The sequence below is a fragment of the Pseudidiomarina sp. genome (assembly GCF_048268165.1).
Classification (GTDB): domain Bacteria; phylum Pseudomonadota; class Gammaproteobacteria; order Enterobacterales; family Alteromonadaceae; genus Pseudidiomarina.
Genome location: NZ_JBLWWA010000004.1, coordinates 77281 through 90718, shown reverse-complemented (window position 1 = coordinate 90718; position 13438 = coordinate 77281). Strand labels below are relative to the sequence as shown.

13 protein-coding genes are annotated in these 13438 nt (G+C 48.2%); 7 read left to right on the top strand and 6 right to left on the bottom strand.

Going from position 1 to position 13438, the window contains the following annotated elements:
• The 3 genes from glpQ to rcsF are packed head-to-tail and all read right to left on the bottom strand — an operon-like array spanning window position 1 to window position 2458.
• Complete coding sequence (glpQ, locus tag ACN0UY_RS10250) at window positions 1-1032, bottom strand: glycerophosphodiester phosphodiesterase (RefSeq protein ID WP_417666824.1); 1032 nt, start codon at window positions 1030-1032, stop codon at window positions 1-3.
• Complete coding sequence (locus ACN0UY_RS10245) at window positions 1032-2072, bottom strand: cysteine synthase A (RefSeq protein ID WP_417666822.1); 1041 nt, start codon at window positions 2070-2072, stop codon at window positions 1032-1034. The genes glpQ and ACN0UY_RS10245 overlap by 1 nt, the downstream gene beginning before the upstream one ends.
• A gap of 26 nt (window positions 2073-2098) precedes the next feature.
• Complete coding sequence (rcsF, locus tag ACN0UY_RS10240; protein WP_417666820.1) at window positions 2099-2458, bottom strand: Rcs stress response system protein RcsF; 360 nt, start codon at window positions 2456-2458, stop codon at window positions 2099-2101.
• 145 nt (window positions 2459-2603) lie between these two features.
• On the opposite strand from rcsF, the gene cfa reads away from it, so the two are divergent.
• Window positions 2604-3728, top strand: a complete 1125-nt coding sequence (gene cfa / locus ACN0UY_RS10235) for a cyclopropane fatty acyl phospholipid synthase (RefSeq protein ID WP_417666818.1) — start codon at window positions 2604-2606, stop codon at window positions 3726-3728.
• Between the two features lie 3 nt (window positions 3729-3731).
• On the opposite strand, the gene ACN0UY_RS10230 is transcribed toward cfa, so the two are convergent.
• Window positions 3732-4778 (bottom strand): AI-2E family transporter, encoded by a 1047-nt coding sequence (locus ACN0UY_RS10230; RefSeq protein WP_417666816.1) that lies wholly within the window; start codon window positions 4776-4778, stop codon window positions 3732-3734.
• Window positions 4779-4843: 65 nt separating this feature from the next.
• On the opposite strand from ACN0UY_RS10230, the gene ACN0UY_RS10225 reads away from it, so the two are divergent.
• Entirely contained in the window at window positions 4844-5335 is a 492-nt protein-coding gene (locus tag ACN0UY_RS10225; RefSeq protein WP_417666814.1) for a DUF962 domain-containing protein, read from the top strand.
• 16 nt (window positions 5336-5351) lie between these two features.
• Here the strand turns inward: ACN0UY_RS10225 and ACN0UY_RS10220 are convergent, their stop codons facing one another.
• A complete protein-coding gene (locus ACN0UY_RS10220; RefSeq protein WP_417666812.1) occupies window positions 5352-6368 on the bottom strand; it encodes a hypothetical protein in 1017 nt (338 codons plus the stop codon).
• 100 nt (window positions 6369-6468) lie between these two features.
• Between ACN0UY_RS10220 and ACN0UY_RS10215 the strand changes: the two genes are divergently transcribed.
• The 5 genes from ACN0UY_RS10215 to ACN0UY_RS10195 all read left to right on the top strand — a co-directional run bounded on the left by ACN0UY_RS10215 (window position 6469) and on the right by ACN0UY_RS10195 (window position 11847).
• Window positions 6469-7122: a c-type cytochrome gene (locus ACN0UY_RS10215; protein WP_417666810.1), complete on the top strand. Its 654-nt coding sequence runs from the start codon at window positions 6469-6471 to the stop codon at window positions 7120-7122.
• 14 nt (window positions 7123-7136) lie between these two features.
• A complete protein-coding gene (locus ACN0UY_RS10210; protein WP_417666808.1) occupies window positions 7137-8138 on the top strand; it encodes a c-type cytochrome in 1002 nt (333 codons plus the stop codon).
• A 217-nt stretch (window positions 8139-8355) separates the two neighbouring features.
• The gene (locus tag ACN0UY_RS10205) at window positions 8356-9009 is read left to right on the top strand and encodes a LiaF domain-containing protein (protein ID WP_417666806.1); all 654 of its coding nucleotides are present in this window, start codon (window positions 8356-8358) and stop codon (window positions 9007-9009) included.
• A gap of 20 nt (window positions 9010-9029) precedes the next feature.
• Window positions 9030-9569: a DUF3750 domain-containing protein gene (locus ACN0UY_RS10200; protein WP_417666804.1), complete on the top strand. Its 540-nt coding sequence runs from the start codon at window positions 9030-9032 to the stop codon at window positions 9567-9569.
• A gap of 88 nt (window positions 9570-9657) precedes the next feature.
• A complete protein-coding gene (locus ACN0UY_RS10195; protein WP_417666802.1) occupies window positions 9658-11847 on the top strand; it encodes an OsmC domain/YcaO domain-containing protein in 2190 nt (729 codons plus the stop codon).
• A 20-nt stretch (window positions 11848-11867) separates the two neighbouring features.
• Here ACN0UY_RS10195 and ACN0UY_RS10190 read toward each other — a convergent pair whose 3' ends face one another.
• Window positions 11868-13409, bottom strand: a complete 1542-nt coding sequence (locus tag ACN0UY_RS10190) for a S10 family peptidase (RefSeq protein ID WP_417666801.1) — start codon at window positions 13407-13409, stop codon at window positions 11868-11870.
• Window positions 13410-13438: the final 29 nt, after the last annotated feature.

The window sequence follows — 13438 nt, the reverse complement described above, 5'->3', positions numbered from 1 at the left end:
TTATAAGTCTGGAAAGTCGGTGAAAAAACCATCGACGCCAAGCTCCGTTAACCATTGTTTCAACTGCTGATAACTTTCCACGCCTTCGGGAAGGTCGTCAGCGCGCAGTGTATACACATGAACTTCCAGGCCCGCAGCCTGAGCATTTTTAACCACGTCAGAAAATTTGGGTTTGCCGTTTTCATCCAAACCCAGGTAAACATGATTCACCCACACGCCGATACCCTGCGCATAACTGCGGAGCGTTTCCAAGCCTGCAGCGGTGCGCATTGTGTTGTAGTCGACCTCACTCTCATTCCAACTGTTTTCGGCAATTAACTGAATCAGTGGAATTGAAGTCATAAACTCGCGTTTTAAGCGGCGCAGCACTTCCGGGTCAAAACTTTGCAGGTAGATTGGCGCCGGCGGTTCAGCTTCGGTGAATCCATAACGCGCCAATACACCCATGGTTGAATTCACTAAATCGTATTCATGATTTTTGTGCCAACGGGCACTTTTAAACTCAACATATAAGCCGCTGTTGTGGTCGCGGCTTCGATTGAGCCCCAAAATCAATTCAATTTGCTGCCCAAGTGACATGACATGAAAGTGCCCTTGGTCGCGCGCAAATCGCTTCTTATAGCGCTGTTCACCTTCTTTGTTACTGCGCTCAATCAGTTTCAGTTGTTGCAGCTCTGAAAAACTGAAATCCATGACGTAATAATGCCCATTGGGGCGGTGCTTTTCGGGGAAAACATCACGGACATTGCTGATCCTGTCGAGTACAAGGTCGTGCAGCACAACCGGCACATGATCGCGCGTTAAAACGACGTCTTGTTCGATAAAGTCAGCATTTTGCGCATGGGCAATGGCTACTGCGGCCATCGAATGTTCGGGGGCATAACCAGAGGCCCCCCGGTGCGCAATAATTAACGGCTGCGGAGGAGGCAACAGCGCAGGTGTCGGCTCTACGTTGAGCTCTTGCGCAGCGATTGTCGGTGCAAACATTGTTGCAACTAAGACAACCGAAATTGCCATCGCTAATCTGAACATTATTGTTTGTACCAAACTTTGTCACCTTGCTCACGATAGCGATTCAGCAATGCCTGAATTGGTTCAGCTTCGGTGCGCGCACCACGCTGCGTTAAGTAGTCGAGATTGTAGAGCTTACTGGCGGACCGTTCACCGAGGTCACAAGCAAAGGTTACAATCGTTTTACCCGGCCCGTGCAACAGTGCAGCCTGTAACGCGCCAGCAACGTTCAAACACGAGCTACTACCCAATACCAGCCCTTCTTCTTCAACGATATAACGTGACAATGTCACCAAATCATCATCGGGTAAATTAACGGCTGCATCGATACGCGCCTGTTTGAAGTTTTCAACCAAACGCATAATACCGATACCTTCGGTAAACGAGCTGCCATGGCTAACATATTCACCTGTTTTTAAGAAACTATAAATACCGGAACCATCAGGGTCAGCCAGCCAAATTTGCACCTTTTCATTGCGTTCTTTTAAATACTGCGACGTGCCCGCAATGGTGCCTCCAGTGCCTGCAACAGAAACCAGAATATCGATATTGCCATTGGTTTGCTCCCAAATTTCGGGACCTGTCGTTCGATAATGCGCCTTGGCATTACTGGTGTTTTCGAACTGATTCGCCCACCAGTAATCGTCGCGCTGCTCAGCAAGACGCCGCGCCGTATGATAAAAGTGATTTTCGTTTTTAAAGGGTACCGGGTCGACCGTTTTCAGTTGCGCACCATGCAGCGTGATCATGCGCTCTTTTTCTTTACTTTGGTCATTGGGCATAACAGCTAACATGTTCAAACCAAACGAACGTGCCACCAACGCCAGACCAATGCCAGTATTTCCCGCGGTACCTTCTACCACGGTCATGCCCGGCTTCAGTTCACCGCGAGCCATCGCATCTTGAATAATTTGCAGTGCAGCCCGGTCTTTAATGGAACCGCCGGGGTTTTGTGATTCGAGTTTTACCCAAATATCGCAGCCAGTCAGCTCCGATAGAGAATTCAAGCGCAATAAATCAGTCTTGCCAATTAATTCGGCCGAGCGCTTAGCAACTTGCATGATGACTCCTTATCTATCAGCAGTAATTAGCGTAACGGTTGTTCTTGGTATGCGTCACCAACGCATAACCAGCGCGCTGAACATTCATCGCTGGCGCCTTGTGTACACGAGCGCAGCACAACGCGATTTGCACCCAGCTCAGCCGCAGCTAGTTTCATTCTCAGCAAGGCTTCTTCTTGGGTCGGTTTCTCATTGAAGAATCGCGCCTGGCATGACGTACCCTGCACGTCACCGAGGCTCACAAAGCTCACATCGTTTCGTGATAGTTCGTAAGGGCGCATAAACTCAACAGTATCTGCCGCGCTCAAATCAAAATTGGATTGCTGCGCAGACCCCGCACAACCGCTAAGAACCAGCACTGACAACGCCAACAGTAAATATTTCATAGAGGTACCCTAGTCAATTTTATTCCACATTACGGCGCTACAGGCGCCATGTAAAGTTTGAATCATTATAAGTTAGTTCCAATTAAACCACTTATTAATTTGTGTTTGCTACACTTAGTCTCAAGCTACATCAAAGGAGATTTGCATGGCAAACGCGCAAGCCTTTATCGCAGAGCTACTGGCACCCGCCGATATTCAAATTAATGGAAATCGGCCTTGGGACATGCAGGTACGCGAAACTGACTTTCTCAACGATGTTTTAGCACGGGGTAACTTAGCACTCGGCGAGGCCTATATGGCCGGAGACTGGGACTGCGATCAACTTGATGTATTCTTTTGCCGCCTGTTAGCTCATAAGGTTCATGAGCATATCAAACCGTCGCGGCTGCTCTGGCATCATTTAAAAGGCCGATTATTCAATCTGCAAAGTAAAAAACGCGCCTGGCAAGTCGGTGAACATCATTATGATCTCGGCAATCGGCTCTACCGTGCCATGCTTGATGAACGCATGGTGTATACCTGCGGTTACTGGGAGCATGCACAAGACTTGAACCGCGCCCAACACGATAAACTGGAATTAGTGTGTCAAAAGCTACAACTTAAACCCGGCATGAAAGTTCTCGATATTGGTTGTGGTTGGGGTAGCTTTATGAAGTATGCAGCGGAAAATTATGGCGTTGAATGCGTGGGCGTTACTGTTTCCAAAGCTCAAGTCGAACTGGGCGAACAGCTTTGCCAAGGCCTGCCAATTGAATTCCGTCTACACGACTATCGCCAACTTAACGAATCTTTTGACGCGGTGGTTAGTATTGGTATGTTTGAACACGTCGGACAGCGTAACTATCGCGAATATATGAACGTGGCTGCCAACTGCCTCAACCCTGATGGATTATTTCTATTGCATACCATAGGGCGCAATCGCGACGTGCGCGGCACCGACCCATGGATTAGCAAATATATTTTCCCCAATGGCGACTTACCCAATTTAGCGCACATTGATATCGCATCAAGAGACCTCATGTGTGCCGAAGACGTGCACAATTTCGGTGCCGATTATGACCCGACCTTGATGGCATGGTATCAGAACTTTGAACGTGCATGGCCCGAGCTTCAGCAGCATTATGATGAACGCTTTTTTAGAATGTGGCGGTATTACTTGATGTCTTGCGCGGGCGCTTTTCGCGCCCGCGACTTGCAAGTTTGGCAATGGGTATTCAGCAAAAATGCATATATTGGTGGCTATCGCCGCCCAAACCTTCAGGTTGAATAACGATTAATGCTCGCCATTAAAGTCAGTCATGAATATTTGCCATACGGCCATAAATAGTGCCGCAACCAAGGGCCCTATGACAAAGCCATTAATGCCAAACAGCGAGATACCGCCAATGGTGGAAAACAGCACCACATAATCGGGTAATTTGGTGTCGCGACCGACTAAAATTGGGCGTAACACATTGTCAGCCAGCCCAATAATAATTGCCCCGTAGGCCATCAGCACGGTCGCGCTAACCCACTCGCCCGTGGCATAAAGATACAAGCCGGCCGGAAACCAGACCAAGGCGGCGCCAACGGCTGGAATCAGTGACAGGAACGCCATAATCACACCCCACAACAGCGGTGCTGGAATGTCTAATAACCAGAAGATGAAACCACCTAACGCACCCTGCACAATGGCGACAACCAAGTTGCCTTTAACGGTTGCGCGGGTTACCTCTACGAATTTTTCGAACAGCGCTTGTTCACGATCATCGCCAATCGGTAACGCTTTAATCATGAGTTCTTTAATTGTTTGGCCGTCACGCAACAGGAAAAATGCCAAGTACATCATGAGCGCTAAGCTAATTAGAAAGCCAAAGGTGTTCTGACCAATAGTCAGCGTTTCTTTCGCTAAAAATTTCGACGTTGCTTGCACGCCGCTGATAACTTGGTCACGAATGTCGTTGGGATTAATTCCAAACTCAACTAACAGCTCATCGATAATGGGGAATGCATCGCGCAATTTTATTAGCATCTCACGCGGGTCGATATCACCTGAATCAAGCCGTTGATAGAGCTGAATACCTTCTTGAACAAATGCGGTTGTTAAGAAAATAACCGGTATCACCACAATCGTCATGCAAATCGCGAGCGTCACTAATGCGTTAGTGTTAGGCCGGTGGCCCCAGTAACGCACCAATAGGCTTTGCAGCGGAAAGAAAATAACCGCAACAGCACATGCCCAGAAAATGGAAGACCAAAACGGCTCCAAAATAAAACCAAAAGCTAATGTCACTGCTGCCAGCAATAATAAAAAGGCACGACGTTCCAATTGTTCGCGCATGCGTTGTCCTTGTTCTTTATTAGAATCGCGTTAATATTGACAACAAAACAACAGGTGAGCAAGCCATGAAAACAATTACAGACCATTTAGCCAGTTACGCAGCGTATCATCGCGATCGGCGCAATATTTTGACGCACTTAGTTGGTATTCCGATGATTGTTGTTGCGATTATGATTTTGCTGTCGCGCCCCACTTGGTTGATCAGTGACTTTATTCTGTCGCCGGCAATTATTGTCAGCGCCGTTGCGGCACTTTTCTATTTAAAGCTTGATAGTGTGCTCGGTGTCATCATGACACTGTTACTTGGCCTTTGTGTCTGGCTTGGCAGTCACGTTGCACTGCTTGAAACAACACTCTGGTTAGCGTGGGGCATCGGACTCTTTGTCGTCGGCTGGATTTTTCAGTTTATTGGGCACTATTTTGAAGGCCGCAAACCCGCATTTGTGGACGACATTATGGGCCTTGCGATAGGTCCTTTATTCGTCGTCGCTGAAGTCGTGTTTATGCTTGGTGGTAAAAAGCAGCTGCATCAAGCTATTGAAGCACGATTTAAATAACTGAGTTGGTGGGCGATTAGAAATTCCACATCGTCCACAACCCAATTTCATGTTGCTGCTGGTCAATGATTAAACTGTCAATCTCGGTTTTCTTTGCGACCAAAGCAACAGTGACAAAACGCGTCGCTTTCCAGTCCACACCGAGTTGAAAGTAATCTTGCTTTAACTCAGGGTTTAAGCGCCGACTTGGGTGGCTCACATCATAGCGAACAAACGCCGAATAGCCGGGTTTAAAACCATAGCTGGCCCAAACGCTCCAGCCGTCGCTGGCATCAGGCGCAAGCTGATTAACCCGTGTCCAGTTGTCATTATAAGCGTATTCAACCCCCAAACGGGTGGTGTTAAGTAAATAGCTTAACGCTAAGTTCCAACGCTGTGCATAATGAAACCTAGGGTTTTCGTCCTTATCTTGTGTTCGAGTGCCCTCATACCAGCCCGTCGCAACATCAAGCCCCGGCAAAACGTGCCACACGCCCGTCAACTCGAAGTCGACACGCTCGCCAATGCGCGGCTTCTTGAACCCTCCGCCCGAGATAGCCGCGGCGGCGACGGTGAAATTATCGATATTCATACTGTAGTGAACACCAAGATCTGTCGGCCCAGCGAATTGGTTTTTGGGGTTCAAACTCGGATCGATATAGCGATAACCAACGCGCCGCGCAATATAATCAATCCAAGGTAACTCGGCGACACCAAGTTTTAATGTCTGCTGTTTAGTCACACGGTGTTCAAGGTACGCGTGACGGAACCAAACATCCGTTGGGTCTTGCTGGCGTTGCCACTGAATGTCGGTGGTCAGCTTTAATTTCCAATCGGCGTTAAATTGGTGATCAAAATTAAGATAAAAACGCTTTAGATCAATTTGCCAGCCTTCGCGATCAGAGCGCATATCAGCAACTTGCACGTTGCTAAAATTGGTAAATATTTGGCTTGAAATCTGCGTATCGTCATTCGCAAAAGTTACTTCGCTAACACCTATCCCTGCAAAGACTAAAAAAGCACCTATAATCTTATTACATGCATCGCGTTTCATGCAGACCCCGTACAGTTAATCCCTACTATTTACATGGATTATAGATTAGAATCTTCTAAAATACGATGTTCACCCTACTCTCAAGAGGCAACAGTTCGTCATGAAGCTAACTAACGTTATTTTTATCTGCGCGACCGCAGTCATGACCTTAAGCTTACCAGTCATGGCTGCAACGGATAGCCAGCGTGGCAAGCAACTCGCCATGCAAGGTGATGGCTCCGGTGCACCATGTTTGGCCTGCCATGGCCCCAGCGGTGAAGGAAATGCAGCGGGCGCTTTCCCAGTTATTGCTGGCCTCAATGAAGGCTATTTGTTTCGCACCATGCAAGCCTATCAATCGGGTACTCGGGTTAATCCAGTTATGAGTATGAATATTGATAATTTTGCCGAGCAAGACCTGCTTGATCTTGCCGCCTATTATGCGAATTTACCGTCACCAGCACCCGCCGCCTCTTCTGCAAGCGCTGAGCAATTAGCATTGGGTGAAAAAATTGCGTCGCAGGGCGACTGGGATGCCTACATTCCGCCCTGTGCCAGTTGTCACGGCCCAAACAATCAAGGCGTGAATGAAAATTTCCCTGCTATAGCTGGCCAGCACGCAAGCTACATCAAACAACAAGTTAAGGCATGGCAACAAGGTCAGCGCACGTCAGATCCAGTTCAACTTATGGAAGCCATTGCGAAGCGCCTAAGTGACGAGCAACTGGACGCGGTTGCTGCGTACCTAGCCAGTCAACCCGCAACGCAGCAGTAACAGGAGAGGCACTCATGCACTCAATCAATAAGTTAACGCTCGGTTTTGCCACGCTGTTCGCCACCAGTTTTTCTGTAGCGGTTATTGGCGCGCAGTCGTCGCCTTCTACCGAAGTTAAATTACCCGCCGCGGCAGCGGGCCAATACCAACACACAGCACCCACGCTTGCGGATATCGAAAATGATAGCGATTTACATCCTGAATTGCGCAAAGTGATTCTCAAAGGGCGGGATCTATTCATGAACACCCAACAGTTGCGGGGCGAGTACGTTTTTAATGACCTAAATTGTAAATCCTGCCACATGGGTGAAGGACGTATGGCGTGGTCTGGCCCGGTTTGGCCAGCGGCCACAACCTTACCTGATTTTCGAGGTAAGAATGGTCATGTGAATTCACTTGAAGAACGCATTGCGGGCTGCTTTTCATTTTCAATGAACGGTAAACCGCCAGCCTATGGGAGTGACCTCATGTTGGCCATATCGGCCTACCACCAATACATGGCCAAAGGCGCGAAAATGTACGACAAAAATATTGCTGGGCGCGGCTTCAGCCATTTGGGCAATAAAATTCCTGCAGCTACAAGTTATGCGAATGGACAAAAAGTTTACGAGAAAAATTGCTCAGTTTGTCATGGTAGCAACGGCGCTGGAACCAAGGTTGATGGCGCTGTGGTTTACCCGCCACTATGGGGCGACGGTTCATACAACTGGGGCGCCGGCATGACTCGTGTTTTTACGGCTGCGTCCTTCATTCAGAATAATATGCCGCTGGGTCAACCCGGCCGTTTAAGTGACCAAGAAGCTTGGGATGTTGCCTATTTTGTGAATGCGCACGAGCGTCCACAAGATCCGCGATATACCGGAAACGCCAAAGAAACTCGCGAGAAATATATGAATTTTCATAAAGCTACGCTCTATGGCACTGAAGTTAATGGCGCAGTGTTGGGCCAGCATGATAATACGGGTGATAAGCCATTTTTAAAACCGGACGTACTGAAGCCACGCAGCTTTAACTAAACGGTTGAATGTGCAAAACCGAGCCTGCGTTTGCAAAAGCGCAGGCTTTTTTGCGTCTAATCCACTATTTATTGGTTAAATTACTCACGCGTCGATGTGCGAAAAATGCCGCCCCGGCCGCCAAGCAGCTAAAAGTAAGGCATCAAAGTATGGCCTATAATTTGCATGATGTAACAAAGTAGTTAACTATTAATCATCAACCAATAGGGAAATAACGATGCCAGTTAAATTAGAAGATCGCCCAATTGAGCAGGTTCGCGAAGAGACGGTGGATAAACTCATTGTAAATTACAGCCATGCCATTATTTCAGCTGAAGCGTTTGAGCGCAGGCTTGATGAAGCAATGGCAACGGATTCTCATCAACAACTGGTCGATTTGGCGGCAGATTTACCGCTTGAAGCTGACCCGGGCTACGATGCGAAGAAAGAGCGCTCCTTTACACCAAATTACAGTGCTAGCGAAGAAACTGAAGACGACAAACTGATCAGTATTTTAGGTTCCAACGTAAGAGAAGGTCAGTGGTTAGTACCGAAAAAGATTATTGTGGTTGACGTGATTGGCTCGGCGAAACTCGATTTTACTGACGCAGTTTTTCAGCATCAGCACGTTGAAGTCAACGTAACCAACGTGCTTGGCAGCCTGGAAATCTTTGTGCCCGAGAACGTTAATGTGAAAACTCGTATGTTCAACATTATTGGTTCTTCTGAGAACAATGCGCCTTCCATGGGCGGACGCCAAGCGCCACAGATAACAATTACGGGCTACTCTGTACTGGGTTCACTTGAAGTTTCAGTGAAGCGCACCATGAAAGAAAAGCTGGTCGCTTTCGCGAATAGCATGCGTGAAACCTTCGGTATGGAGAAACTTTAATACATTCAATGAGGTTGTTCATGGGTAAAAGTCTGGTGGTATCGGTATTCGTATTATTAATTAGCGCCTGCTCATCTGGCGATTATCGAACAGCTTCCCGTGAGCCTGCTGGTATCGCACCCAACCCAGCCGTTGAGCAACAAGCCGTTATCGAAGTTTATGCTGCAGATGCTTTTGGCTGGCGTGGCTGGTTTGCTGTGCACACCTGGATTGCAGTAAAGCCTGAGCGAGCTGATGAGTACACCGTGTATGAAGTGGTTGGTTGGCGTTTGAATCGCGGCCAACCCGCGCTATATAGTTATCAAACCGCCACACCTGATCGCTATTGGTATGGTGCTGAACCTGAGCGTGTTCTCTCCATTCAGGGTGAGCAAGCTGCCGCTTTAATTCCGCGCATTATTGAAGCCGCCGACCGGTACCCATGGGCCAATGAGTACGAAGCAGTGCCGGGCCCGAATAGTAATACCTTTCCTGCATGGATAGGCTTGCAAGTACCGGAGCTGGGCTTGGAGCTACCATTCAGTGCAATCGGTAGTGGTTACGCAGACAACGAAAAGTAACCGTTCCGGCCGATTTCCAAGACAAACGCCGTCAAAAACGGGATAATGGCTATCAAGATTTGAAATTCATAACCTCGGTAGCCTGTTCATGGAAATAAAAGTTAACTTTCTCGATAATCTCAGACTTGAAGCCAAGTTTGATGATTTTACTGTCGTCACTGACCAACCTATTCGTTATAAAGGCGATGGTTCGGCACCGAGCCCATTTGATTACTTCCTAGCGTCGTCAGCCATGTGTGCGGCTTATTTCGTGAAGGTCTACTGTGTCGCCCGTGATATTCCCACTGAAAACATTCGGCTGTCACAAAATAATATTGTTGACCCAGAAAACCGCTACAACCAAATATTCAAAATTCAGGTCGAATTACCTGATGATATCTCTGAGAAAGACCGCCAGGGTATCTTGCGTTCTATCGATCGCTGTACAGTTAAAAAGGTTGTGCAGACCGGTCCTGAGTTCCAAATTGAAGTGGTGGAAAACTTAGACGAAGATGCGCAAGCATTACTGATGGGGCACCCTGAAGGTGGCACGCGCACTTTCATTGAAGGCAAAGACCTGCCGCTGGAAGAAACCATCGCCAACATGTCCGCAATTTTGGCTGACCTCGGCATGAAAATCGAGATTGCCTCATGGCGCAACATTGTTCCACACGTGTGGTCACTGCACATTCGCGATGCTGCCTCACCCATGTGTTTCACCAATGGCAAGGGCGCAACCAAAGAAAGTGCCCTATGCTCTGCCCTTGGCGAATTCATTGAACGTTTAAGCTGTAATTTCTTCTATAACGACCAGTTCTTTGGTGAAGAAATTGCGCATGCGGATTTCGTACACTATCCAAATGAGAAGTGGTTTGCGCTGCGCGAAGACGATGAGCTCCCGCAAGGTATTTTGGACGACTACTGTCTGGCCATTTACAACCCAGATGACGAGTTACAAGGCTCTCATTTAATTGATACCAACTCGGGGCGCACAGACCGCGGTATTTGCGCATTGCCATTTACCCGCCATTCCGATGGCGAAACGGTATATTTCCCGTCGAACCTTATCGAAAACCTTTATCTCAGTAATGGTATGAGTGCAGGCAATACCTTGCAAGAAACGCAAGTACAGTGCCTGTCTGAAATTTTCGAGCGGGCTGTTAAGAAACAAATTATCGAAGAAGAAATTGCGTTACCTGATGTGCCAGAGTCGGTACTTGCGAAATACCCGGATATCGTTGAAAGCATCAAAGCTTTAGAAGCACAGGGCTTCCCTGTATTGGTCAAGGACGCTTCGCTTGGCGGGCAATTCCCCGTGGCCTGTGTGACGCTTATGAACCCGCGTACCGGTGGTGTCTTCGCCTCGTTTGGTGCGCACCCAAGTTTTCATGTTGCGTTAGAGCGCAGCTTAACTGAGCTGTTGCAAGGCCGAAGCTTCGAAGGACTTAATGATTTTCAGCCGCCAACTTTTAACTCCATGGCCGTTACGGAACCCAATAATTTTGTCGAACACTTTATTGATTCCTCGGGCTTAGTTTCGTGGCGCTTTTTCAGTGCCCGCAGTGACTATGCGTTTTGTGAGTGGGACTTTTCCGGAACCAACCAAGAAGAAGCTGATTACTTATTTGGCATTCTTGCGGATATCGGCAAAGAGGTTTATGTCGCAGTTTATGAAGATTTGGGCGCGCCAGTTTGCCGCATGTTGGTGCCTGGATATTCAGAAGTTTACCCAATTGAAGACTTGGTTTGGGATAACACCAACAAAGCCTTAGAGTTCCGCGAAGACATTCTCAACCTGCACCGCTTAACAAACGAACAGTTGGCCGACTTGGTGGAACGCCTTGAAGAAAGCCAGTTGGATAACTACATCGATATCATTACGCTGATTGGCATCGAGTTCGACGAAAATACGGTGTGGGGACAACTCACGATTCTTGAATTGAAACTGCTTATTTATCTTGCCTTGCAGCAACATGACGAAGCGTATGAATTGGTTGAAGCGTTTTTACAGTACAACGAAAACACCGTTGAACGTGGTTTATTCTATCGCGCCATGAGCGCTGTACTGGAAATTACACTGGACGACGAGCTCGAGTTGGACGATTACCTGCCGAACTTCCGCCGCATGTTTGGTGAAAGCACCATGGATGCAGTTGTTGGCTCGGTAATTGGCTCTGTACGTTTCCACGGGCTGACACCAACTAATATGCAGTTAGAAGGCCTGGACAAACATCTACGCCTTATTGAAAGCTACAAGAAACTGCATGCCGCACGTGCTGCAAGCGCGAAGCTCAAATGAGCCTCGCGCCGTCCGCATAATTAATCAGCTTGACCGGTCTGCGCCTTAATAAACTGGCGGGTATCTTCAAGTAACGCCTTTCGTGCTGGCTCATGCACATACATCATGTGACCACCATGATAGTAGTGGTAGACGATGTCATCACGCGCAATACCATGACGGTTCAGCGTGTACTCAGCATCAAAGAACGGGGTCACGAGGTCGTAATAGCCCGAGCCAACCATAACTTTCAGGGTCGGGTTACTGCGTAATACCGCGGCCAAATCTGGCGTGGTATTCACGTAGTGCGGCTCCCACGAGCGCCCTTCCGGCAACGGGCTCCAACGCCACTTGCCCGACAGCTCAGGGTCGGCAGGATTCAAATAAGTGCGATTCCAATCAATGCCTAAGTCATTACGCATGTAATGCATAAGCGCAGCCTTGTAGGCTGGCGAAATCGACCGCGCAGCGTCTTCACGCGGGCTTGCCGCAACATCATCGCGTTCGTCTTTAATGTACCGACTATCAAGACGGCCCACGGCAATGCCTTCGTCGCGCCGTAACTCTTTGGCAAAACGAAATGCATTAATACGCAGGTCAACACGCTCAATGTATGTCTTGCTCAAGCCAGTAAAACGGTGCAGTTCATTCACCAGCTCAGCACGCTTATCAGCACTTAGCTGGTTGCCCTGAAACAACGCCGGCAGCAGTTCTTGTGTTGCGAACTCGCGGCTTTGCTGAATAAACGCTTCAAAGTCACCCGAATTATCAACTTTTCCGTGATACCAAGCCGTTGCAGCCATGGTTGGAATGTATGTAATGTAGGAAATAATATTATCATCGATATACGGCGTAGACCCTTGATAATCAAGCGCCTGCGACACAAACACAATGCCGTTAACGTTAATCACGTAGTCGTCTAAAAGCACCTTCGCAACCGCAGCTGCGCGGGTGGTACCAAAGCTTTCACCTAACAAAATCACTGGTGAGTTCCAGCGATTATTCTTGGTGAGCCACTCGGCAATGAAAGCTGCCATAGAATTGGCGTCTTCCATGAGCCCCCAAAAGTCTTCTTTTTTACCCTTACCCACTGCCCGTGAGAACCCTGTACCTACCGGATCAACAAACACCATGTCGGTTACATCAAGAATGGTTTCAGGTGCAGCTTTCAAGGTATATGGCGCAGCGCCAGGGTGCTCTGCATCACTTGGCACTACAATGCGTTTTGGGCCATAACCGCCCATATGCAACCAGTTTGAAGACGAACCAGGGCCACCGTTCCAAATAAAGGTAACTGGGCGCCCTTGCTTACTGTTGGCCACATAGTCGAACGAGAATATTGCGGCAGTTGGTTCACCTTCGGCGTTGCGAATATAGGTTTCGCCAGCGTCAACGGTATAGCTTAATTTGGTGCCATTAAACGTACCTTTGTGTTCCGAGCGAAAGCGCGTCGGTTCAGGCACTGGCTGTGTTGTTTGTTCTGCTTCTGGCTTAGTTTCGGCAGATTGTGCCGATGCACTTGTGGGCACAGCCACCAGCAAAAGAATAGATAAAAACGCGATATAGTTGTTCAATGGTTTCACTGTTTTACTTCCTGTCAGGGCGAGTTCAT